This is a genomic window from Methanolapillus africanus (assembly GCF_032714475.1).
Lineage (GTDB): Archaea > Halobacteriota > Methanosarcinia > Methanosarcinales > Methanosarcinaceae > Methanolapillus > Methanolapillus africanus.
Window position 1 is genome coordinate 112,441 of record NZ_JAWDKD010000003.1, and the last position, 23,127, is coordinate 135,567.

Sequence of the window (23,127 nt, forward strand, 5' to 3'; positions counted from 1 at the left end):
TCTTTCCTTTTTTGTTTGGTTGGTTTTTTTCTTGATATTCATTTTTTGACTTTAATATTTTTGAAATAAATCTGAATCAGGATTATTAAAAAAGGCAGATATAGACGTTGATTTTTTTAGCGTTTGTCCTTTTAGGCGGGAACTTTTGGATTACTTTCACTGCGCTCACTTGAACTATTTATAAGGAGTCGGCGTTTTAGGGGGTAACGAATGCACCCGGTGAATGAATGACTTCGTTTAACATAATTAATTAAAGAATAAAACTGTGCATCTATCAGGAGAATTGAATTATGACAGAAATGCTTTTGGAAGACTTGCCCGGCGTCGGTCCGGCAACGGCTGAAAAATTAAAAGAAGCGGGATTTGCGACGATTGAGGCGATTGCGGTCGCGTCTCCGGCCGAGCTTGGAACTTCGGCCGACATCGGCGAAGCGACGGCCGCCAAGATTATTGCGGCGGCACGGCAGGCGGCCGACATCGGCGGTTTTGAAACCGGCGACATGGTTTTTGAACGGCGCCTGCACATCGGACGCATTAAAACCGGCTGTTCCGAATTCGACGAATTGATGGGCGGCGGCATTGAAAGCCAGTCCATTACGGAAATTTACGGGGAATTCGGTTCCGGAAAAACACAAGTCGCCCACCAGCTGGCGGTCAATGTTCAGCTCCCGGAAGAATACGGGGGTCTTGACGGCTCTGTCATCATCATCGACACGGAAAACACGTTCCGCCCTGACCGGATTAAGCAAATGGTCGAAGGCCGCGCCAACGAACTCGGCTTGGAACTCGACGCCGACGAAATTCTGAAAAATATTCACGTTGCTCGTGCTTACAACTCCAACCACCAAATTCTGTTGGTTGACTCTGCCCTTGATTTGGCGAACGAACTCAAAGATTCCGGACGTCCGGTTCGTCTGTTGATCGTCGACTCCTTGACCGCGCACTTCCGCGCCGAATACATCGGCCGCGGCACGCTGGCCGACCGCCAGCAAAAATTAAACAAACACCTGCACGGCCTTCAACGCTTTGCGAATTTGAACAACGCGGTCGTTTTGGTCACGAACCAAGTCATGTCCAAGCCCGACGTCTTTTTCGGCGACCCAACAAAACCGATCGGTGGCCACATTTTGGGACACACGGCGACATTCCGCCTGTACATCCGTAAATCCAAAGGCGACAAACGCGTCGTTAAGTTAATTGACTCCCCGAACCTGCCGGAAGGCGAAGCCGTCCTTTCCGTGACAAAAGACGGTGTGGTCGACGCATAATTTGTTTGAATCTTATTTTTTCTCCATCGGCGAAAGTAACAAAATCATTTTGTTACTTTCGTTCCATCACCCTTGATTTTCTGTTTTTTTGTTTTCATTCTTTATTCGATCTGCTTTTTTCAACTCGGTCTCATTGAGCCGTCCGTTCTTTTTTGTTTGTTTTCTCTTTCCTTCCTTCTCATTTTTAGGATTCCGATTAAACAGACGCGAAACGCGTCTGTTTAATCGGGATGGCTTACACGATTCATCAAAAATGAGGGGCAGTTTCTTTTTTGTGGTGGCTGCGCTGCGAAATAACTGAAAATACACCTGTTGCTTGTTCCAATAACAGCAACCGTTTCCAACAATACACCGGTTACTTGTTCCGATAACCGCAACTGTTTCCAACAATACACCGGTTACTTGTTCCGATAACCGCAACTGTTTCCAACAATACACCTGTTGCTTCCCTCCAACTGCATCGTCTGTCTCTATTTTTGCAGGCAAAACCTGCAAAAACAGTCCGTTGTCGTTCTTTTAAAATTTTATAAAAAGTCATCCTCATCTTTTATATAATTCAAAATCCAATGAAAGTGAAATTCAATTCAATTAATGAGTTTATTATGTCCCCCGAAGACCTTGCCTTGTTTCCGTTTTTAAACGCGTCGTCGCGATATGTCGAGGAGCTTGACTTTTCGTTGACGTCTCTTCTCACGGAGCGGGCTTTTCATGATGCGCGCCGCCGCGGTTTTTCACGTGTGGCGGAAGCGATGGACGGCGAAATCTCAAAACCGGCGTCATTCGGGTCCGACCGCGAAATCCTCAATGAGCTCCTCTCCTATCCGTACGCCCGAATCTTGGTTTCCTGTGTGGGCGAATCGGCGCTCATTCGGAAATATGCGCTTTCGGAAGCGAAAGCGGCTTATGAGGTTCTTCGGAAAATGGCCGACAAAAATCCCGAATTTTTGCTTGAGGCCGGTGAAGATTTCGATATTACGGCAAATGATGACGGCGTTCGCATCCATATTTATTTTTCCGACTACATCCGCTACTCTTTGTCGCTCAAAGATATTTCTTGGAAATTGGTGAACCGCCGGTTGGAAAACGGATTTGTTACCATTCACCGGGACGAATTTGCCCGTCTTTTACAGGAAGCCATTCGAAAAAAAATAGAACATTCGCTTCCGATTCCGAACATTCCGGATGAAATTCAGGAACAGTGTGCGTCCTACGTCGCCGATTTAAAACAGCAGTACGAACTGAAACGAAAAGATATGGGGGAGACGGATTTCGGAGAAGTCGACTTCAACATTTTCCCGCCCTGCATCAACAAGGCGATTACCGACGTTAAGTCCGGCGTTAACTTGGCGCACTCCATGCGTTTTGCGCTGGTGTCGTTTCTTCTGAATATCGGCATGAAAGCCGACGACGTTGTTCAGTTGTTTAACATCTCGCCTGACTTCAGCGAAGAAAAAACGCGCTACCAAGTGGAACATATTGCCGGCAACGAGTACAAAACACCGGCCTGCGCCACGATGATCACGTACGGCAATTGCGTGGGCAAAGACAAAACTTGTGAAAAAATCAATCATCCGCTCGGGTATTATCAACGTAAAGTTTTCTTTAAGCGAAAAGATGAGGAAGCTTTGGCCGGGCTCTCTCGAACCGAAGCTGATCAAACAGAAGCCGGTCAATCCGTTTCGGATGAAAATAGTAAACCGGATAATGTCTGAGCCGCTCGATTTGATTTCTCTCTTTTGTTTTTATGGCTTTTTTCAATTTCATTATCTCTTTAATAAAAAATAACTTTTTTCGAATCTTCTATTTAAATATTTCGATTTTGATAATTTCGAATCGTTTAAATGCAATAGCGGTTCTTGATATTTCTGCCTAAAATAATTCGATTTTATTCAGATTTTTAGGCTAATTATAAATAAATTGGAATTCTATATTTTTCATTAATTATAATATGAATTTAATAAATCTAATTCATTATTATAATTTATGTATAAAAAAATAATATTTGAGTGATTTAAATAAGATACCGGTGGGGTGATCTCTTTGAAAGAGTGCGAAGTTAAGATATTGGATGAAGAAGACCTGTTGTTTGTTGACCACTTGAAAACGCTCGGCATACAAAAAAGTGTTGCGTTGACCTTGACATTTCTCTTAAACGTCAAAGAAGCGTCCTCCCGGGATATTGAAATCGGGACAGGACTCCGGCAACCGGAAATCAGTTTGGCGATTTCATTTATGAAATCACATTCCTGGATCACCGGAAAGCTGATGAAATTAAACAGAAGGGGACGTCCGCTTCATGTCTATTCCCTCTGTGTTCCCTTGGAACGGATTTTTGAATATTATGAAGAAATTATTTATCACAATTCCCAGGAATCCATTGCGAAAATCCAAAAAATAAAAGATATTCTTCACAGCAATCATTAAATCTTTCCCGGCGTCGGGCGCGCTTTTTTATTGATTTTCATTTTTATAAAAATATTAGTATTGTATTTAATTAGATTGAATCTATTATTATATATCGTTGTTCATCTCGTTTATGCTCTTCATTTTTCTTCTGCTTTTTTGGACGCCCCATTTTTTCTGAATCAGCGAAACCGTTATATTGTCCATTATTTTTAATTAAATACCTTTTTAGGAAAATGATATTTTTGAGGCTTCGTTATGGCAAAAATTAAAGTGGGCATTTTAGGCGCAACCGGCAACGTCGGACAGCGCTTCATTCAAGTTTTGAACAACCACCCCTGGTTTGAAATCTCGGCGCTGGCCGCTTCCGAAAGAAGCGCCGGAAAAGCGTATGCGGATGTTGCGGACTGGAAGGTCGGCACCGAAATTCCGGACAGCGTCTCCGACCTGACCGTGGTTCCGATCGACCCGAAAAATATTGACGCGGACATTGTTTTCTCCGCTCTCCCTGCCGATTTGGCGATGACGATCGAGCCGGCTTTTGCCAAAGAAGGCTTTGTCGTGGCCAGCAACGCGTCGTCTTTCCGGATGGAACAAGATATTCCGCTCGTGATTCCGGAAGTCAATCCCGAACACCTCGGCTTGATCGACGTTCAGAAGAAAAACCGCAAATGGGACGGCTGCATCATCACCAATCCGAACTGTTCGACCATTATGATGTCGGTCACCTTAAAACCGCTTCTCCAATTCGGTATTCAAAACATCAACGTCGCCACCCTGCAGGCCATTTCCGGCGCCGGATACAATGGCGTTTACGCGATGTCCATTTACGATAACGTTGTTCCGTTCATCGGCGGCGAAGAAGAAAAAATTGAAACCGAAACTTTGAAAATTTTCGGCAGCTTCGACGGCCAAAAAGTCAACAACGCCAACTTCAAAGTCAGCGCTGCCTGCCACCGTGTGCCGGTCATTGACGGGCACACCGAATCAGTTTGGGCCGACCTCAAATCCAAACCCAAACCGGAAGAAGTCCGCGACGCTTTCTTAAAATTCGATCCGGGATTGTCGCACTTGCCGACCGAACCCAAACATCCGATTATCGTCCGGGATGAAAAAGACCGCCCGCAGCCGCGCCTTGACCGTGACATGGGCAAGGGCATGAGTGTTTCCGTCGGCCGGATCCGTGAAGGAATCCGCTACGTTGCGCTTGGTCACAACACCATCCGCGGCGCTGCCGGCGCCAGTGTTTTAAACGCTGAACTTCTGCACAAAAAAGGTTACTTGTAACCTTTTTCTTTTCTTTTTTTAAACCGGTCGTTTTTCTTTTCGTTTTTCAAAAATGATTGTCGTAACGCGCGCGTGGGACACGCCCTCGCGCAGCGCCGGCTCAATATTTTACATCAGAAGTCTGCCGCAAACTTCTTCTGATTTACTTTTTGGCGCAGGTATGAAACGCCGGAAATCACCAAATACACGGTTCCCATCACCATAATGATGACGGCGCCCGACGGCAAATCAAAGGCATAGGACAAATACAGGCCGGCGAAACTGAGAATTGCGCCGATCACGCTTGAATAAATCATCATCGTTTTCATGTTGTGGGAGAATTTTCGGCTGATAGAGGCCGGAATGGACAACATGGCGATGATGAGGATGATGCCGACTACTTTGATCATGGCAACGACGGCCAACGCAATCAACGCCAAGAGAATCAAATACAGAGCGTCTGCGGAAACGCCGGTGACTTTGGTAAATTCCTCATCAAAACACATGGCTAAGAATTCTTTGTAAAACAAAACAACCGTCAGCAGAATGACAATGTCGATGCCGACCATCAGCCAAATGTCGGAAGCCGGAACGGTCAAGATATTTCCGAATAAATATGTCATTAAATCGGGGGCGTATCCGGGTGTCAGGTAGATGAGAATAATACCGACGGCGACGCCGAGGGACCACAAGATACCGATAGCAGTATCCTCTGATACTTTTGTTTTTTTGCTGAGAATCCCGAGCGTTAGGGCGGAAATAACGCTGAACGGCAAAAGACCGATCAATGGGTTGAGTCCCAAATAAAAGCTGAGGCCGAGGCCGCCGAAACAAGAGTGTGAGATGCCGCCGGCGATGAACACGATTTTTTTGGTGACGATGTAGACGCCGATCACGCCGCAAGCGAGGGATGTTAAAATGGTGGCCAAAACGGCGCGCTGCATGAATTCGTATCCGAATATTTCGAACATTATTTCTCCTCCGGCTTCTTTTGGTCCGTATTATTTGATTGATCTGTTTTATTCAGTTGGATCGGTGTGCTGCATCCGCATTCTGAATGCGTGTGGCTGCCGTGCGCGTAAGCGTGGCTGTCAAAAACACGGTGTGGGACGCCGTGCGCCACCAAATCAATGGAACAGCCGTAGGCGGCGACGAAGTCGTCTTTGGACATCTCTTTGCTGTCGTGGAAAAACAGTTTTTTGTTGAGGCACGCGATTTTGTCCATGTGGGCGGAAACGGCGCCGATGTCGTGACTGATGACGATAATTGCCATCTCTTTTTTGAGTTCTTCCAGAATTTTGTATAATTCTTCTTGCATGAATGTGTCGAGACCGGTGTTAGGTTCGTCCATCAATAGGAATTTCGGACGGTTTGACAAGGCGCGCGCGATAAAAACACGCTGGCGCTGGCCGCCTGAAATCTCGCCGATTTGCTTGTCTTTGAAATCCAGCATGCCGACGGTTTTAAGGGCTTCGTATGCAGCCTCTTTATCTTCTTTTGAATAACGGCGAAAAAGCCCGGCATGTTTGAGCCGTCCCATGAGAACAACTTCAAGAACGCTGATCGGAAACTCGTAATCAAATTTACTGTATTGGGGCACGTAGCCGATATATTTTCGGGCTTTTTCGGGCGCGTCGCCGAAAACGGCAACAGTTCCTTTGGATGGCTTAACGAGCCCCAGGATTGTTTTCAAAAACGTCGTCTTTCCGCCGCCGTTCGGGCCGATGATTCCTAAAATTTCGCCGGGACCGCCGATGGTCAGGCCGACGTCTTCCAAAACGATTTGGGAATCGTAGCGGACCCATAGATTTTTGACGTCCAGGATTGGTTTTGCCGGGGGATTTGTTTGAGAAGCTGCAGGCTGCATACTTATTCCTATCTCTTTTTTTATGATAGATTTTCAGCTAAGGCGTGCGCAACGTATTTTGTGTTGTTCACGTAGTCTTTTGCCAGCGGGTCAACGACGAAAACTTCGGCGCCAACGCTTTGTGCGATGGATTCCGCGCTGGTTTTGCTGACTTGTTCTTGGACAAAAATAACTGTGATGTTGTTTTCTTTCGCCAGGTCAATGAACTTTGACAACGTTTTCGGCGTCGGTTCCTTTCCGTCAATCTCGGCGGCAATTTGATTCAAGTTGTAATCTTTGGCGAAATAACTCCAGGCCGGGTGGTAAACCATGAAATTCCGGTTGTTGAGGTCGGAAAGTTCAGTTGTGACTTCCGTGTCCAGCGTTTCCAGTTCTTTCAAATAGCTGTCCCGGTTTTGTTCATAATAAGCCGCGTTTTCCGGATCTAATGCCACCAGTCCGTCGCAAATGTTTTTCACCATAATCTGCGCGTTTTTCGGCGACGTCCAGATGTGCGGATCGGTACTGTTTCCGCTGACGATGAGGTCGACGCCGACGGATGAATTGACGATCGTCATGTTCGGATTGAGTTGCGTAAACGAGCTCATGTGCGTGGTTTCAAAAACTTCTCCGGAACCGAGCGTCACATACATGTCGGCGTTGGACAAATCTTGAATTTGACGCGGGGAAGGGTCGTAGTGGTGCCCGGCGCCTTGCGGAATCATAGATACGGCAATGACTTTATCGCCGCCGACTTTTTCCACAAATTCGGTTTGCGGGACAACGCTGACGGCGACCAGTATTTTTTCACCGGATTTGATTTGGGTCAGGGCGGATTCATTGAGGGCGGTGTATGTGGCATTTCCGCCGTGGCCGTGGTCGTCGTCCGCATTGTCCAGGCAGCCGGAAACAGCGGCAAGCGGAATCAGTAAAATAAGAAGCAAGCATAAAAGCTGAGATGTTTTTTTCAAAATGAGTCCTCCGTTATTTTTTATTTGATTATTGTGATTTTCAAATTCTTAAATTTAGATTATATCTAATTTTTTTGGTATTATGCCAAAAATTTCTGTTTTCAGAGATGATTGTGAAGTTTACAGTCGTCCAAACATGAAATGTGTTTGATTTGTTTGATTTCGCCGGGGGCGGTGCAGGAGGCGGTTGTCGGGTGCCCCATGGACGCGCAAATGGTATCGATTGCGCTTTTGGAGACAAAAGTCTCAAACCGGGTGATTTCTTCGCAGGCGGCGTCCGGGGATAATCCGTAGTGGGAGAAGACAAGTCCTAAGATTTGATGGCGTTTGAGGCAGAATTCGGCGTAAATTTTTCCGGTTTCCGTCAGGCGGACGCCTCTGTACGGGATGTGGTCGATATACCCTTCTTCGGCCAACTCGTTGATCAATTTGGTCACGGTTGACGGTTCAACGTCGAAATTTTCCGAAATCTCGGATGTCCGGACGGCATCGGTTCGGGTGAGTAAGTATTTGAGATAAGCGGCTTTTCGGGGGCTGAGCTCCAAGCCGGTTATTTGAAAACCGTTATTTGTTTCGTTTTCTGACATAGGCTTAAATCTGTTTTTTTGATTTATATATTTTTTGTTTTTTTGCAAAAAATATGTCAGAAATTTGGTATTACGGAAAAATTTATTTTTTAAAAGATTGTTGTTTTTTAAAAAAAGATGTTGTGCCGGTGAATTTGTAAAAAATGAGTGTGTTTTTAATAAACTATTTAACTTATCAATCTTAACTATCTTTACGATTATACTTTATGACACTTTATTGATATCGTTTGTTATTTTTAAATCACGGCCAACAATTTTATTCCTTTCATCATATCATCACATTCCGTTCCGGTTCGGTTTTGGAGTTCAAGTCCTATGTTCTTTGAGATTATCATCATTTTTGTTTTGATTGTGATCAACGGTTTTTTGTCCATGTCGGAAATTTCGGTCATTTCGGCCCGTAAATCCCGCTTGGAAACCGAAGCGAAAAAAGGAAATGCCGGCGCTAAACGCGCGCTTTCTCTCTCCAACAACCCGGACCGCTTTTTGTCGACCGTCCAAATCGGCATCACTTTCGTCGGGATCTTTGCCGGTCTTTTCGGCGGCGAGACGATTTCCGCCGACTTGGCCGTTTATGTGGCGATGATTCCGGGTCTTGCGCCTTACGCCGCACCGATTTCGTCGTTGGTCATCGTTCTCTTGATCACGTATTTCACATTGGTTCTCGGCGAGCTCGTGCCCAAGCGTCTCGGTCTCTCGAGTCCTGAAAAAATATCGGGAATCATTGCGGCGCCGATGATCGCGCTGTCGAAAATTATGTCGCCGTTTGTGTGGCTGCTTTCCGCGTCTTCCGGATTTGTTTCCCGGATTTTGGGCATCAAGCCGCGCAGTTCGGGCGCCACGGAAGAAGACGTCAAAGCCGTTCTCCAAGAAGGGTTTGAGGTCGGCGTGATCGATGAAACCGAACAGGATTTGGTCGAGCGTGTTTTCAGTCTCAACGACCGGAAAATCAGTTCGCTCATCACGCACAAAAACGATATCATTTGGATCGATTTGTCCACAAACGCCAATCAACTGTTTGACATCATCAAGAAAACGCCGTACACGGTGTATCCGGTGGCGGACGGCGATATTGAAAATATTGTCGGCGTCGTCCTTCTGAAAGATTTGGTCGGCAAGCTCAAAAATTCAAATTTCAAATTGTCGGACAGCATTCGCCCCGCCCATTTTTTGCCGGAAAACATGACGATTCTGTCGGTTTTGGACAACTTCAAGGAACAAAAGATTCAATATGCGCTCATCACGGACGAATTCGGTTCCATCCAAGGCATTGCAACCATCAACGACATTTTTGAAGCCCTCGTCGGCGACGTGTCCGCCGGTCCGTCTTTGGATGACTTCGAAATTGTTCAGCGCGACGACAACTCCTGGATCATCGACGGCCAATACCCATTCTATGAATTTTTGGACTACTTTGACTTGCAGGATTATTATAATACATATCCATACAACACGCTGAGCGGTTTTATTCTCGACAAACTTGGAAAGATGCCGCGCGCCGGCGACAAATTCCCTTGGCTCAATTATGAAATTGAAGTCGTGGACATGGATTTGGCCCGGATCGACAAAGTGATTGTGACGCGGACGGATGAAAAAAGTGATTCGAATTAAATATATTTCAATTAAATTTTAACTTTGAAATAAAGTTAAGTATTTATAATCCGGCCATGTTAATTTATTTTGCAGTAAAATTACAACCGGGTTTGGTTGTTTTTTACTCAAATATTCTCCGCTTCACGATCCGGCGGACGCAAACAAAATGTCGTGGCCAAATATTCTCCGCTTCCCGGTACGCGGATGAAAATAAATTGCCGGGGTCACATCTTTTGTTCTCTATCTCGTTCTAAATTTCGCTATCGAATTCAGTTGTTCGGAAATTCCGAACAACTGAATTTTCATCCCCTCTTCTCTTGTTGAAAATACTTCTCAAATGTCGTTAGATATTTTTATTTTCAGTTTTCATTTTAATAAATAAATTTCATTTTCGCCATCAGGATCAGTTGTGCGGAATTTCCGCACAACTGAATTTTCATTCCATCTCATGTTCCTGAAAACACTTCTCAAATGTCGTTAGATATTTTTATTTCTCCGCCTCCAACGGCTTGCTCCCAAATAATATATAGTGTCAAAACCTTTTCATTTTAATTGGCAATTTACTCCTGCCGATCAAATATTCTCCGCCTCTCGATCCGGCGGACGCCAACAAATTGCCGAGTTCAAATATTCTCTGCTTCCCGGTATTGCGGATGAAAACAAATGGTCGGGTTCAAATTCATATTCTTCAAAAATTTAAAAGTGAATCAAAATAATTCCAAAAATAAACAAATAATTAAAAAATCAACTTATTAATTCAAAAACAGAAAAAATTCGTCGAAAACAAATTGTCGACATTTTTTCGACAAAAATTATGATTTTTGGGCAATTTCGTCGAAAAATCTCCAAAATCATTTCAAAATTCGCAATCGGTCCCCCTCTCAAAAATTATAATCCTTTCATATCGGTCATTTCATGCTTCAAATCACACGCCCAAACGTCAAAAGTTCTGTCGTCGATTATCGACTTAACCATCGTTTCAAAGTGTAATTCTCGCCCCTTTTCTATATAAATGACCGCAAAAGTTTAATACCTCATTTATCAGTTCTACCATCTGTATAAGCTCGGGTACCGTGGAGTATCGTGCTTTGGGCGTTCCTGTCCAAGCCCGATAACATCTTTTGAATCAAACCGATCTCAAAAGACCTCGTTCCGGTGCTTACCATATCAATTATGGAGGAAAAATACAATGCAAATGAAACACTTATTGGTTGCATTAGTTGTTCTTCTCGCCCTCGCAGGAACCGCATCTGCGGCGACCTCTGTCGATGTTAGAAGTACAATTCTTGACTACCAATTAGCAGTATATAACTATGATACTACCGTTCCGGGCTTCGTTGCTCCGGGTGCTGGTAATGCATGGGGCATCGATGCCTCAAACTGGGCAGGTCTTTACTACGACCTTGACAACAACAGATCTACTGAAACCCTCGTTATTCAGAAAACTGCAAAAAACAACGAAGTCAACATTTCTTACGAAACACACCCCGTGTTCGTTCAATATGACTACACCGGCTGGGGCAACTACACAGAAGGTCCGGCAAACGCTCTTACTGTCGATGCCAAATACGGCTATGCAATCATCGGTTTCTTCGCAGAACCCTACGTTGCTCTGAGCAAAGCCAACACCTCTGACCCGGATGCAAATGACCCGGCAGGAACTCTTGCACAACAAGGCGTTAAAGCAAACAAAATTGCTCCGCTCGTTCAAGACAGCAATGACAAATACACCTTAACCACCGGCCAATCCTTGGACCTTGGAAACGGTTACTCATTGGTTGCCAGCCAAATTGACGTGAACGGAAACAAAGCCTACCTTGAACTCTTCAAAGACGGCAAATCCGTTGACACAGCAATTATCAACACCAACACCACCAACAACACCACCAAGACATGGGTCCTTGACAAAGATGCTCTCGGAGAAAAAGACCTTCAATTCTTCAGAGTTCAGATCAACCAAGTGTTCCAAGGAACCTCCAGCAGCCTTGTCGAAATTAAAGGTATCTGGCTTGCTGACATCGACCAAGCTTTCGAAGTGAAGAGCGATGTTGACTACGGAAAGTTCGAAGCTGATGCAATCGGTGCTGACAAACTTACCTACAATGCAAACAACACAACTCTCTCTGCTGACATGTCTACCGACCTCGGAAGAGGCATTGTCTTGAAGACTGAGAAAGACTACGATGGTACTGCCGGCGACGCAAAGTTCTACTTCGTCAAAACCTACACCACACCGGGCAAATACGAAATTAGAAGTACCGTTAACGCGTACAATGTCATTGCTACATACGACTATGATTTCACAAACTTCGCTGCCTTCTACTACAACGTTGACGCTGATGTTTCCACAGAAAACTTGTCTGCAGAATTCTTAGGCACTGACGGAAAGATTCTTGAAGGCGACTTAATTTACACCACAACTCCGGACCAAGTCGGTTACGAGTACTCTAACTGGTCCTCTAGCGACTACTGGGTCATGGGTCTCTTTGGTGAATCTTATGTTCCGTTCAACATCTTGAAGAACTCCTCTGAGGATGCTACCCTTAAAGCCGACAAGATGAGCAAACTCATCCTTGACAGCAACGACAAATACACCTTGTCCACCGGTCAATCCCTTGACCTCGGAAACGGTTACACAGTGGTTGCAAACCAGATCGACGTTAACGGTAACAAAGTCTACCTTGAATTCTTCAAGGACGGCAAATCCGTTGACACCGCAATCATCAACACCGACACAGACGACGAAGATGCCAAGACATGGTTCTACACTGTGACACTCCTCAATGAAAAGGATGTCCAAGTCATGAGACTCCACGTCAGCCAGGTCTTCCAGGGAACTGAAAGCAGCCTTGTTGAAATTAAGGGTATCTGGCTCATGGACGCCAGCACCGCCAAAGAACTTAAGACCGATGACAACTTCGGTTCCTTTGACTTTGACGGCGTTGTTGGAAATGCTCCGGCAGTTTTGACCTTCACATCCAACAAGGACATCACTGTTTCACAAGACACCAACACCAACCTTGTCAACAACTTCTGGCTCAGATCTGCTGACAGCGACACCTACAAGAACTTCTACTTCTACGTCCTCGCAGAAGTTGATGGAAGCGGTCCGACTCCGGACAACAACACGTCTAACGACACCCCGGTGACACCGCCGTCCAACGACACACCGTCTAACGACACACCGAAGCCGAACGACTCCAACCAGACTCCGACACCGGAACCTGAACCGGAATCCTTCTGGTCTAAATACATGTGGTACATCATCGCCATCGTTGTGATCATCATCATCGCAGCTGCTGGTGGATACTACTACTTCAAAGTCTACAAGCCGAAGAACAGCTAATTAAGCTGACTTCGTTTAAGTGAAAGGATTTTTCAAATCCTTTCTACTTTTCTTTTTTTTTCTGTGATTTTTTGTTTACTCTTTTCTGTTTTGCTTTTTCAAATCAATGATCATTGCATCGTGATTGCTTGATGGTAAATTTGTGAAAAATGATAATTAACTTAATATTCCAATTCTCAAATTTGTCATTCTATCGTTTTGAATTTGGATCTTTTTAGACATGATTCTTCTTTTCAGGCTTCTCCTATTTTTATATTTCAAATTAAATTATTATGCTTGCCGTGTTGGTTTTTGTTTCAATTTTCTGTCGTCAATTATCGACTTTTTCATCGTTTAGAAGTGAAACAAATAGCGTTTTTTCGTTTTTTTGACCGCAAAACTTAATATAGAGAATCCCGTGAATTGCAACTAATTAAGCTTGGCATTCGGGTTTTTCGTAAATGTTTTTGAATCGGCGGTTTTTATCGCTGTGAAAAAAAGATTTGGAAAAAGGCCGGCAAGCTTCGCCTTTTAGGCGGCAGGGGGAATTAAACGATGAACACAAAAAGCCTTTTAATAGCGTCCGTTCTGATTTTCGCACTCATCGCGACAGCGATGGCTGTTGAAAACGGGATTGCGCGCGATAATATTAAAGAGCTGAATGTGGTCTTTGTCGGGTCAAACAATACCGGCGTTTCTGACGTCTCAGATGTCTCCGATGTTTCAGTCATGGCCAGTCCGGCCGGCGCTGCAGCAAAAACCGTTCCGACGAATAATGTCGCGGGCGGATTTGAAATGCTTCTGGCGGCAACGGGATTGCTTTTGGTTGTTTATTTCGTGAGAAAATGAGATTGAGATCTTGATTAAAATCGATTGAAACAAACGCATGCCCAATCAAATTCTTAAAAACGATTTCGACGATTAAATTTATATATTTTAGATATATAAAATTAGACGATTGTTGGAACTTAAGTTTTTGATTTGAGATTCCAAAATAAAGCTTCTATCTCTTTATTTTATTGAACTGACAATATTTTTATTACGCAACTCACGAGTTGAGACACATGAAAATGAACAAAAGAAACATATTCAGCATTTTGTTGGTTTTATTGGCGTTGGCCGTCGCTGTTTCCGCAGCAGGCTGTACCGACACCGATAACAACACAACACCCAACGGTACCAATGGCACCAACAACACAACCAACATGACGATCAACCAAAGCATCGTCGTCGTCGACCCGGTCCCGGCCGGATTCACTTTACAATCCGAAGGCCGCGTTGTCTATTCTAATGAAGAAACCAGCATCAACGACAAACTGATCGGTTACCAAGCCTATTACCAATACAACAACAGCACAACCGGTGCTTACTTGACCGTCTTTGAATGCGCCAATGCAACCGCCGCAAACGGCTATGTCCAAGAAATGATCGACGACAACAACGCTAAATACGGCAATGACAGCAACGTCACCACCATCACCGTCAACGGCCACAACGCAACATTGATTACCCGCACCGTGACCGACTCCGCAAACCCGACCCGCTATGACATTTTCTGGGCCAAAGACAACTTGGTTGTCCTCGTGAACGGACCGATGAGCGACTTGACCGCCATGGAATCCTTGGCGAACGCATCCAAACTTTAAACACAATTCATTTTTGAAAAAAAGTGATTGAGGCGCGAAAAATTCCGAAGGAATTTTCGCCGCCTCTTTTTTTTATTTTTAATATTCAAATATTTGTTCTCGTTTTATTCTGTTTTTGATTCTTTCCATTTCATAAATTCATAGTACATGGAACGGGTCATAATTGGAAATCCATATTCATTGCCATATTTTGATTTAAAAAAATCGATCTCTTCCTCTGTCAGCTCGTTGAGCCAACCGATAATATTTTCAGGAAAATCTATTGTTACTTGTTCAAAATCTCCAAATTTTTCCAAGGTTTTTCTTCTCATATATTCGTCATGCATCGACGTATCTGAAACATTTGAATGCTCCTGTTCTTGAATCATCCTTTTTAAATCTTCTTCCGTCAAACCGTCGATCCACTCCATGATTTTTTCATGGAGTTCTTTTCCAATCGTCCCATAATTCTCTTTTTGCTGAGATTTATTTTCAGTTTTGATCATTTTTTCTTCCTCGTTTCATCAATAAATTCATCCTCATGATTATAAAATTCATACAGTTTCCGTCTCCCCCTAAAATATTTAATCCTTTCTTTTTTCAATTGAACATAATTATAATTCTAAATTTTATTCAAAGAACATCGTTTTTATTTCGTTTCATTTATATAGGATTATTTTTAATTAAAAACAAGGATAATTTCTGTCCGTCAACGTTTTTTGACAGATAATTATCACGCAAAAACCAGGTGAGATTATGGACAAACAAATGCAAGATGTCTTAGAACTTCTTGAACAAAATGCAAAATTAACGCCGGAGGACATTTCAGAAATGACCCGGATCCCGCCCGAAGATGTGACAAAGATGATCGAATCTTTGGAAGCGGCGGGCGTCATACGATACTACAAAGCCATTATTGATTGGGACCTTGTTGAAAATCCGTATGTCTACGCGTTTGTCCAAATCAAAGTTTCATTGGAACGCGGACACGGCTACCAAAAAATCGCGGACCGGATCTGCAAATTCCCGGAAGTGCGCTCGCTTCGCCTTTTGTCCGGAGAAGACTATGACCTTGAATTCATGGTGAGGGGACGCTCTATGAAAGACGTCGCCTTTTTCGTCTCCGACAAAATCGCAACGCTCGGGCAAGTTCAAAATACATCCACGCACTTCATTCTCAAGACTTACAAAGAAGACGGCATCGTCATGGAAGAGCCGGAAGAATTCAAACGCCTCCATGTTTCCTTTTGAGGGGATTTTCTATGAAACAGAATCAACCTTTATCCAATCAATCATCTAACCCATCATCCAAAATGGATTATTCCAAATTTATTACGCACGGCATGGCCAAAGTGCCGCGGTCCGGCATCCGAAAGTATTTCGACATCGCCGAAGGCATCGAAGACGTCATTTCCTTAGGCGTCGGCGAGCCGGATTTCGTCACGCCCTGGCATATCCGCGAAATGTGCATCCACTCCATCGAAAAAGGAGAAACGGCTTACACGTCCAACTTCGGTCTTTTAGAGCTTCGGGAAGAAATTTCCAAGCGCTACGTCAGCGATTACGGCATTTATTACGACCCGAAATCCGAAATCTTAGTGACGACCGGCGTCAGTGAAGCCGCCGATATCGCTATACGCTGCCTGATCAATCCCGGCGACGAAGTTTTGGTCGTTCAGCCGGCCTACGTCTCTTACGTGCCGCTCATTTATTTGGCCGGCGGCGTTCCGGTGGCTGTCGACACGAAACTTGAAAATGATTTCCGTGTGACGCCCGAAGACCTGCGCCCTAAAATCACTAAAAAGACGAAAGCCATCGTTTTCAATTACCCGAACAACCCGACCGGCGCCATCATGACGCGCAAGGACTTTGAAGCCATCGCCGACGTCATCATCGAACACGATTTGTTCGTGATTTCGGACGAAGTTTACGAATGCATGACCTACGAAGGCACCCACGTCCCATTTACCGCGCTGGAAGGCATGAAAGAGCGAACGATCTTGGTCAACGGATTTTCAAAATCCTACTCCATGACCGGTTTCCGCCTCGGCTACGCCCTTGCTCCCCCGGAAATCATTTCCGCCATGATGCTGATTCACCAATATTGCATGCTTTGCGCCCCGGTGACCGCTCAAATCGGCGCCGTTGAAGCGCTCAAAAACGGCCGCGAAGAAATGCTTTCCATGATCCGGGAATTTGACCGCCGCCGCGTTTTAATCGTCGACGGATTCAACAAACTCGGCTTGGACTGTTTCGAACCCAAAGGCGCTTTTTACTCGTTCCCATCAATCCGGTCAACCGGACTCACATCCGAAGAGTTCGCCGATCAATTCTTTGCCGCCAAGCACGTCATCACAATCCCCGGAAACATTTTCGGAGAAACCGGTGCCGGGCACATGAGATGCGCTTACGCCGCTTCCCGCGACGACATTAAAGAAGCGCTGAACCGGCTGGAAGACTTTTTGAACAAAAAGAAGTAACGAACGCCGTTCGTTTCTTTTTTTCTTTTTTTATTTTCATTTTTCTTTTTTTGCGGCGAGCGGCTGCGCGCGCGTTATGGCGACACATTTTCTTCAATTTCGTCTCAGTGACTCGGCGGTTTTTATTTTCGAGTCGATTTCCTGTTCAATTTGAAAAATTCGTCATCTTCTTACTTTTATATTTCCAAAAAAATAATATAATTGAAACGTTAACTTTAAAACGATAAATTCACTGTTATCCATGAGAATTATGGAAATCGGTATAGAAGTCATTGTGATTGCCCTTTATTTGATTCTGATGTTGGTTGTCGGATTTTTGACGCAAAAAATCGGATCTTCTTCATCAAAAGGCTATTTGGTCGCGAACAGAAACGTCGGCGCGCTCCTTATCGGCGGAACGATCTTTGCAACATTCTGGGGCGGCGGCACCGTCATGGGCGGCGCCGGCGCAGCCTACACGTCCTACAACATCGGCACCGTTGCCGATCCCTGGGCGTCCGGCATTACGCTCATCATTATGGCCATTTTCATGGTCCCGCTTCTTTTAAAAATGAAAATCGGAACGCTCGGTGAAATGTACCGCATCCGATTCGGAAAACGCGGCGCCTACGTCGCCTCCATTCTTTCCGTCCCCACCCTGATTGCCTGGACGGCCGTCCAAATGGTCGCCATCGGCAAAATGCTCTCTCTTTTCATCGGCATGTCTCCGGCCGTCAGCATGATCTTGGCCGGCGGCATCGTGATCATCTACACCTATATGGGCGGCATGCTTGCGGTCATCTGGACCGACAACATCCAAGCCGCCATCATTATTTTGGGATTGATGGTTTTAATCCCGTCCGCCATCTGTTATATTGCCGTTGGCAACACGGATTTCGTCGTCAATTTAGACAATCTCGTTTCCGGATTTTCGATCGTCAAAGACAACACGCCCAACGACTTTTGGACGCTTTTCCCATCGTCGGATCCCGATCATCCGAGCGGCATCACGCGCAACCTCAAAGGCTATCTCGTTTGGATGGCCGCTTGGTGCGGCATGGGTCTGGGCAGTCTCGCCTCGCTTGACATCACCCAACGCGTTCTTTGCGCCCGCGACGAAAATGCGGCGCGCGGCGGTCTTTTGACCGGAACGGCGCTTTACTGGGTGGCCGGCCTCGGTCCGATTTTTATCGGTCTTTTGGGCATCGTCATGACGCAGCTCGGTATTCTTTCCGGTGTTGAAATCGGCATCTTGTCCAACGACGCCGAAGTTTTGGTCCCGCTCCTGGCTCAAAAATTGCTTCACCCGATTCCGATGGCTATCTTCGTCGGCTCCCTGATGGCCGCCATCATGTCCACGTCCAGTTCCACAATTTTCGCATCCGCCGCCGTGATTTCGACCGTTCTTTTCCCCGGTTCCGTCGGCAACAAAGATTCGTCCGAATCCATCCTCAACGACAAAAAAGCCATCCGGATGACGAAATTCCTCGTGGTCGTCATCGGCGTTTTCTGTATCGGTATCAGCTTTTTAGCCGTCAACCTTTATGATTTGATGATTTTCGGCTTCACACTCCTCTTCGCCTGCCTCTTCTGGGTCGTCGTCTGCGGCCTCTTTTGGAAAAAGGCGAACATTCCGGGCGGCGTCGCGTCCATGCTGGTCGGCATCTCATTCTCGATTTTGGGCTGCATTTACCTTTCCATTCAATCCGGCACCCTCATGATTGTTCCGGAAGATTCCACCTGGGAAATCTATTTCACATTCGTGCCCTGGATTTTCTCAGGAATCGCTATGTTTGCCGTTTCCCTGCTGACGCAAAAATCCCATCCGCCGCTTCCGCTGACGGATTCGGACGGCAAAATCCTCAAGTGGCCGGAATTGGAAGGCAATCTTGAAAAAGAGCGCAGCGAACTGTAATCCTAAAACTCAAAATATAATATATTTCAGCCGAATCGGATTTCCGGTTCGGTTTTTTCTTTTCTCTTCTTTTATTTTTCCCTTTTCTATTTTTTCCTTTTTTATTTTTTCTTTTATTCTTATCTCCGCTATCGTTTTTATTTTTATTTCTTCCATTTTTATCGTTTTTCAATTATGCACCATTTATACTTGTCGATTTTGTCAAAAAACGTAGTCATATAAACCTCCTCCATTATTCTCTTTTTTGCAGCAAAAGCCGGCTTGTTCAGCTGCAAAACGAATTTTGCATCGCAGAGTTTCGTTTTTACAGGAGGAAAAAATGATGAAAAAGTCAAAAAATTCATTCGGAAAAGCACTATTGATTGCTTTTCTTGTGTTGTTTGCCCTGACCGGAACCGCGGCCGCCAAAACATGGACCGTCGGCGGAGATGCACCGGACTTTGACAATTTGAGCGCCGCCGTTTCCAACACAAGCGTCGTTGACGGTGACGTTCTTTCCGTTCGCGCCGGAACATATGCGTCAACCGCAAACATCAGCGTCGGAAAATCCATTACAATTTCCGGCGACGACAAAGAATCCGTTATTTTGGATCTCGGCGGCTTCTCCGTTTTGCCGAAAAAAGAAGGTTTCGTTCTCCAAAACGTCACCATCTCTAACGGTTCAAACGGCCTCAATTTGCAGGGCAACGCCACCGGCGCCGTCATCGAAGATTGTATTTTCGATGGCATGACGCATGCCGACGGCATCAAACTGTTCAAAGACAACGCCACGTTCCAAAACAACATCGTCCGAAACATGAGCGGTTTTAACAACGCCGTTTACGTGAAGAGCAACGACGCCAAGATTCTCAACAACACGATTTCAGAACTCTCAGGCGCCGGAAACACATCGCGCGTTCTTTGCGTTGAAAACTCAAGCAACGTTCTCATCAGGGACAACAAAATTCAAAACAACACCGGTGAGGCCGTTCGCCTTTGGCGCGTCGACACGCATGATGCCGTGATCACCCAAAACATCATCTCCGGAAATTCCCAAAAAGGAATCTACCTGTACAATGCCGGTGAAAACAACACCATTTTCTTCAATGACATTTTCGGGAACAACAAAGATATGGACGTTTCCGGAACCGCTCCGGACGTTGTCAATTTCAATTCCCCGGAACAGGTGACGCTGTCTTACGGCAGCCAAAACTGGACCGGAAAATCCGGTAACCACTGGGGCGCCGGCTATTCCGGTGCGGACGCAAACAGCGACGGCATCGGCGATTCGGCGCACGCCCTTTTGACGAAATACAGCGACCAAAGTCCGCTGATGCATTCGTTCGCATCCTATTCCGCAAACGGATCCGGTAACGAAACAGGAAATGAATCCGAGAACGAAACCGGCAATGAAACCGGCAATGAAACCGGCAATGAAACCGGCAATGAAACCGGCAATGAAACCGGCAATGAAACCGGCAATGAAACCGGCAATGAAACCGGCAATGAAACCGGCAATGAAACGGGAAATGAAACCGGCAATGAAACGGGAAATGAAACAGGAAATGAATCCGGAACCGGAACCGGTCAAAAAACAAACAGTTCCATCCCCTTGGACGCCAACATCCTTCCGTCTCTTTCCGTGTCGTTTTCCATTGATTCTTTGGATTTCGGCGACTTGTCCGTTGGGCAAGACAGCGCACCCAAAGAGATGGTCATGACCAACAACGGAAACTGCAATGTCATGGTGACGGCCGAAGTGACCGAATCTTCCGATTCTCTTTACAAAGACGGCATTTGGATCGACGACGCATTCTGGCCCGACTTTGAGAAAACGGTTGTGAAAGGCACCGATGAAACCTGTTCCGTTGTTTTGAAGGTTCCGGAAAATTACGAGAATACCGGAAGCCGGGAGGGCACATTGATTATGTGGATTGAAGCCTGCTGATCTGACAAATCTTAAAACAGATTTGATCTCTGTTCCGTGAGCCATTTTCCCTTAAAAGTAAAAAAAATAAAAATAAAAAATGAACGAAAGTAAACTCAAAAACAAGTGAAAAGTTGAAAAACGATATCTATAAGTAAACTCCAAAAATCAGTGAAGCGGAACCGTTTTTGTCTTTAATACGGTTCCGTTTTCACAACAATCACAATGAATTCCAAAGATTGATTGTCGCATAGCTGCGCCATGGTCTCCACGATTCCGCCAATACCAATAACTCTTTTGGCGTATAGCCCGGAAGCGCCTTTTTGACGCCGGCGTCCGTTTCAAGAAAAGCATCCGGCCACTCCATTGCGCGCATGGCGATATATTGCGCCGTCCAATGTCCGATGCCGCGAATTTCCATCAGTTTTTTCATTTCCTCTTCCGGTTGGGTATAATAATCAAAATCAATTTTCTCTTGAACGATTGCTTGTGCCAGCTCATAAATGGTTTTTGACCGCGCCGCAATCACGCCCAGCGGACCAAAGTGATTTTCGATGGGTCCGTCCAATGCTAAAATATCTTCCGGCGCGGGGAAAACATGGGTCAATCCTTCTATGTCTGTTTGAATCGGCGTTCCGTAACGGTCAACAATTCTGGCCGCCAATGTGCTTGCCGCTTTGACGGTAATTTGTTGTCCCAGCACCGCACGCACAGCCATTTCAAAAGCGTTAAAGCTGCCCGGTAAACGTGTTCCTAAAACGCAAAGGCCGGGACGAATGTCATTCATCGATGAAAGCGTTTGGTACACCGCGTCCGGATTGCAATATAAATCAAACAAATGGCGCACCCGCGCTACAACTTGCGACAAGACCGGCAGCAGCGTTTCACTCATGGTGACGGTCAACGCATTTTTTTGCGGTCGGTGACCCACGCGCACCCAGCCATAGACATGCTTTCCGTCCGGTGTTATGAAATGAGCGGTCCGCATGTATTCGCCGTTTTTAACAACATCAATGCCGGGGACGGCACGGTCGGCGAGAAAGTTTAACATGTCGTCCCACGGGTAAGGCGGCCGGTATCCTAACGCTAAAGTCACATTGCCGTTACGTTTTTTTTCTTCCGTCATCCGCTTTCGCAAATCCGTGGGTGAAAGGTTATAGTGTTTTTTGAAAAGATCGTTAAAGCGGCGTGAACTGCCGAATCCGGAAGCTGCCGCAACCTCCCGCACAGGCAAATTCGTTTCTGTGAGCAGGTTTTTCGCAAGCAATAATCTGCAAGTCTGCAGATACTGTACCGGCGGCACATTGTATTCCGCCGCAAATACGCGCCTTAAGTGCCGGTCCGTATAGCCCAGATGGTTGGCAATCTCGCTCAAACTTTTTCCGTTTCCGCAATTTTCTTCCAACATTCTTGCCGCCCGATAAACCAATTTAGCGGTCGAATCGCTGATTGAGTTGCCGGGCGCAATCTCCGGCCGACATAAAAGACAGGGGCGATATCCGGCTTGTTCGGCCTCGGCCGCCGTGTGGTAAAACGTACAGTTTTCAATTTTGGGTTGCCTGGCTCGGCATATGGGACGGCAATAAATGCCTGTCGATGATATCGCGACAAAAAAACGTCCGTCAAAACGCGGATCCTTTGATATAAAGGCCGCATAATAGCTGCTGACGTTCTCCGGCATTATTCCCTCACCTGATCTCAATGACATAATTCAATGAATGGCACAATTCAATTAATAACATTGTCTCCTCAAAAATGAGCCATTTTCGGACATATATATTGGTTTGTTCATATCACAGTAAAGTTTTAAAAATGTCAATATTCTCAAAATATGCTCCCCCCTCTTTAAATTCGACATCATTTATTTAATAAATATGACCGCCGATTTTATTTTGTTGACATGTTTGAAAATGCGTGATTTTTCAAGCGTTTCAATGGTTTTTCATATGGTGGAGGAATGATA

The 23,127-nt window shown here is 45.4% G+C and carries 20 protein-coding genes; 12 read left to right on the top strand and 8 right to left on the bottom strand.

What is annotated here, in order from left to right; all coding sequences use genetic code 11:
* The first annotated feature begins 290 nt into the window (after positions 1-290).
* Complete coding sequence (radA, locus tag MsAg5_RS01050; protein ID WP_338098757.1) at positions 291-1,268, top strand: DNA repair and recombination protein RadA; 978 nt, start codon at positions 291-293, stop codon at positions 1,266-1,268.
* 66 nt (positions 1,269-1,334) lie between these two features.
* Here the strand turns inward: radA and MsAg5_RS01055 are convergent, their stop codons facing one another.
* Entirely contained in the window at positions 1,335-1,754 is a 420-nt protein-coding gene (locus MsAg5_RS01055) for a hypothetical protein (protein WP_338098758.1), read from the bottom strand.
* 116 nt (positions 1,755-1,870) lie between these two features.
* Between MsAg5_RS01055 and priL the strand changes: the two genes are divergently transcribed.
* The 3 genes from priL to asd all read left to right on the top strand — a co-directional run bounded on the left by priL (position 1,871) and on the right by asd (position 4,958).
* Positions 1,871-2,980, top strand: coding sequence for a DNA primase regulatory subunit PriL (gene priL / locus MsAg5_RS01060; protein WP_338098759.1), 1,110 nt, complete (start codon positions 1,871-1,873; stop codon positions 2,978-2,980).
* A 319-nt stretch (positions 2,981-3,299) separates the two neighbouring features.
* A complete protein-coding gene (locus MsAg5_RS01065; protein ID WP_338098760.1) occupies positions 3,300-3,692 on the top strand; it encodes an MreA family transcriptional regulator in 393 nt (130 codons plus the stop codon).
* Between the two features lie 237 nt (positions 3,693-3,929).
* Entirely contained in the window at positions 3,930-4,958 is a 1,029-nt protein-coding gene (gene asd / locus MsAg5_RS01070; protein WP_338098761.1) for an aspartate-semialdehyde dehydrogenase, read from the top strand.
* 113 nt (positions 4,959-5,071) lie between these two features.
* On the opposite strand, the gene MsAg5_RS01075 is transcribed toward asd, so the two are convergent.
* The 4 genes from MsAg5_RS01075 to MsAg5_RS01090 form a co-directional block, all read right to left on the bottom strand.
* Entirely contained in the window at positions 5,072-5,908 is an 837-nt protein-coding gene (locus MsAg5_RS01075) for a metal ABC transporter permease (RefSeq protein ID WP_338098762.1), read from the bottom strand.
* A complete protein-coding gene (locus tag MsAg5_RS01080; protein WP_338098763.1) occupies positions 5,908-6,804 on the bottom strand; it encodes a metal ABC transporter ATP-binding protein in 897 nt (298 codons plus the stop codon). Before MsAg5_RS01080 ends, MsAg5_RS01075 begins: the two co-directional genes overlap by 1 nt.
* A 20-nt stretch (positions 6,805-6,824) precedes the next feature.
* Positions 6,825-7,754 (bottom strand): metal ABC transporter solute-binding protein, Zn/Mn family, encoded by a 930-nt coding sequence (locus tag MsAg5_RS01085; protein WP_338098764.1) that lies wholly within the window; start codon positions 7,752-7,754, stop codon positions 6,825-6,827.
* Between the two features lie 101 nt (positions 7,755-7,855).
* On the bottom strand, positions 7,856-8,341 hold the full coding sequence (locus MsAg5_RS01090; protein ID WP_338098765.1) for a metal-dependent transcriptional regulator: 486 nt from the start codon (positions 8,339-8,341) through the stop codon (positions 7,856-7,858).
* Positions 8,342-8,656: 315 nt separating this feature from the next.
* Here MsAg5_RS01090 and MsAg5_RS01095 point away from each other — a divergent pair, with 315 nt between their 5' ends.
* The 4 genes from MsAg5_RS01095 to MsAg5_RS01110 all read left to right on the top strand — a co-directional run bounded on the left by MsAg5_RS01095 (position 8,657) and on the right by MsAg5_RS01110 (position 14,905).
* A complete protein-coding gene (locus tag MsAg5_RS01095) occupies positions 8,657-9,952 on the top strand; it encodes a hemolysin family protein (protein WP_338098766.1) in 1,296 nt (431 codons plus the stop codon).
* Between the two features lie 1,177 nt (positions 9,953-11,129).
* Positions 11,130-13,280, top strand: coding sequence for an S-layer protein domain-containing protein (locus tag MsAg5_RS01100; protein ID WP_338098800.1), 2,151 nt, complete (start codon positions 11,130-11,132; stop codon positions 13,278-13,280).
* A 534-nt stretch (positions 13,281-13,814) separates the two neighbouring features.
* Positions 13,815-14,108: a PGF-CTERM sorting domain-containing protein gene (locus MsAg5_RS01105; RefSeq protein WP_338098767.1), complete on the top strand. Its 294-nt coding sequence runs from the start codon at positions 13,815-13,817 to the stop codon at positions 14,106-14,108.
* 215 nt (positions 14,109-14,323) lie between these two features.
* Positions 14,324-14,905 (top strand): hypothetical protein, encoded by a 582-nt coding sequence (locus MsAg5_RS01110; protein ID WP_338098768.1) that lies wholly within the window; start codon positions 14,324-14,326, stop codon positions 14,903-14,905.
* Between the two features lie 104 nt (positions 14,906-15,009).
* Here MsAg5_RS01110 and MsAg5_RS01115 read toward each other — a convergent pair whose 3' ends face one another.
* On the bottom strand, positions 15,010-15,390 hold the full coding sequence (locus MsAg5_RS01115) for a hypothetical protein (RefSeq protein WP_338098769.1): 381 nt from the start codon (positions 15,388-15,390) through the stop codon (positions 15,010-15,012).
* Between the two features lie 250 nt (positions 15,391-15,640).
* Between MsAg5_RS01115 and MsAg5_RS01120 the strand changes: the two genes are divergently transcribed.
* The 3 genes from MsAg5_RS01120 (at position 15,641) to MsAg5_RS01130 (ending at position 19,258) form a co-directional block, all read left to right on the top strand.
* Positions 15,641-16,135 carry an Lrp/AsnC family transcriptional regulator gene (locus tag MsAg5_RS01120; RefSeq protein WP_338098770.1) on the top strand — a complete coding sequence of 165 codons (495 nt, stop codon included), beginning with the start codon at positions 15,641-15,643 and terminating at the stop codon, positions 16,133-16,135.
* 11 nt (positions 16,136-16,146) lie between these two features.
* Positions 16,147-17,364, top strand: coding sequence for an aminotransferase class I/II-fold pyridoxal phosphate-dependent enzyme (locus MsAg5_RS01125; RefSeq protein WP_420846989.1), 1,218 nt, complete (start codon positions 16,147-16,149; stop codon positions 17,362-17,364).
* Positions 17,365-17,605: 241 nt separating this feature from the next.
* Positions 17,606-19,258 (top strand): sodium:solute symporter family transporter, encoded by a 1,653-nt coding sequence (locus tag MsAg5_RS01130; protein WP_338098771.1) that lies wholly within the window; start codon positions 17,606-17,608, stop codon positions 19,256-19,258.
* A 9-nt stretch (positions 19,259-19,267) separates the two neighbouring features.
* Here MsAg5_RS01130 and MsAg5_RS01135 read toward each other — a convergent pair whose 3' ends face one another.
* Positions 19,268-19,414, bottom strand: coding sequence for a hypothetical protein (locus MsAg5_RS01135; protein ID WP_338098772.1), 147 nt, complete (start codon positions 19,412-19,414; stop codon positions 19,268-19,270).
* Positions 19,415-19,577: 163 nt separating this feature from the next.
* Here MsAg5_RS01135 and MsAg5_RS01140 point away from each other — a divergent pair, with 163 nt between their 5' ends.
* Positions 19,578-21,185, top strand: a complete 1,608-nt coding sequence (locus MsAg5_RS01140; protein ID WP_338098773.1) for a right-handed parallel beta-helix repeat-containing protein — start codon at positions 19,578-19,580, stop codon at positions 21,183-21,185.
* Positions 21,186-21,384: 199 nt separating this feature from the next.
* On the opposite strand, the gene MsAg5_RS01145 is transcribed toward MsAg5_RS01140, so the two are convergent.
* Positions 21,385-22,845: an AlkA N-terminal domain-containing protein gene (locus MsAg5_RS01145; RefSeq protein ID WP_338098774.1), complete on the bottom strand. Its 1,461-nt coding sequence runs from the start codon at positions 22,843-22,845 to the stop codon at positions 21,385-21,387.
* Between the last annotated feature and the right edge of the window lie 282 nt (positions 22,846-23,127).

Bases quoted from the DNA above. Each gene is read 5' to 3' on its own strand.
- radA (WP_338098757.1), top strand. From the start codon at position 291: ATGACAGAAATGCTTTTGGAAGACTTGCCCGGCGTCGGTCCGGCAACG.
- priL (WP_338098759.1), top strand. From the start codon at position 1,871: ATGTCCCCCGAAGACCTTGCCTTGTTTCCGTTTTTAAACGCGTCGTCG.
- asd (WP_338098761.1), top strand. From the start codon at position 3,930: ATGGCAAAAATTAAAGTGGGCATTTTAGGCGCAACCGGCAACGTCGGA.
- MsAg5_RS01075 (WP_338098762.1), bottom strand. From the start codon at position 5,908: ATGTTCGAAATATTCGGATACGAATTCATGCAGCGCGCCGTTTTGGCC.
- MsAg5_RS01080 (WP_338098763.1), bottom strand. From the start codon at position 6,804: ATGCAGCCTGCAGCTTCTCAAACAAATCCCCCGGCAAAACCAATCCTG.
- MsAg5_RS01090 (WP_338098765.1), bottom strand. From the start codon at position 8,341: ATGTCAGAAAACGAAACAAATAACGGTTTTCAAATAACCGGCTTGGAG.
- MsAg5_RS01095 (WP_338098766.1), top strand. From the start codon at position 8,657: ATGTTCTTTGAGATTATCATCATTTTTGTTTTGATTGTGATCAACGGT.
- MsAg5_RS01100 (WP_338098800.1), top strand. From the start codon at position 11,130: ATGAAACACTTATTGGTTGCATTAGTTGTTCTTCTCGCCCTCGCAGGA.
- MsAg5_RS01105 (WP_338098767.1), top strand. From the start codon at position 13,815: ATGAACACAAAAAGCCTTTTAATAGCGTCCGTTCTGATTTTCGCACTC.
- MsAg5_RS01110 (WP_338098768.1), top strand. From the start codon at position 14,324: ATGAAAATGAACAAAAGAAACATATTCAGCATTTTGTTGGTTTTATTG.
- MsAg5_RS01115 (WP_338098769.1), bottom strand. From the start codon at position 15,390: ATGATCAAAACTGAAAATAAATCTCAGCAAAAAGAGAATTATGGGACG.
- MsAg5_RS01120 (WP_338098770.1), top strand. From the start codon at position 15,641: ATGGACAAACAAATGCAAGATGTCTTAGAACTTCTTGAACAAAATGCA.
- MsAg5_RS01125 (WP_420846989.1), top strand. From the start codon at position 16,147: ATGAAACAGAATCAACCTTTATCCAATCAATCATCTAACCCATCATCC.
- MsAg5_RS01130 (WP_338098771.1), top strand. From the start codon at position 17,606: ATGAGAATTATGGAAATCGGTATAGAAGTCATTGTGATTGCCCTTTAT.
- MsAg5_RS01135 (WP_338098772.1), bottom strand. From the start codon at position 19,414: ATGGAAGAAATAAAAATAAAAACGATAGCGGAGATAAGAATAAAAGAA.
- MsAg5_RS01140 (WP_338098773.1), top strand. From the start codon at position 19,578: ATGATGAAAAAGTCAAAAAATTCATTCGGAAAAGCACTATTGATTGCT.
- MsAg5_RS01145 (WP_338098774.1), bottom strand. From the start codon at position 22,845: ATGCCGGAGAACGTCAGCAGCTATTATGCGGCCTTTATATCAAAGGAT.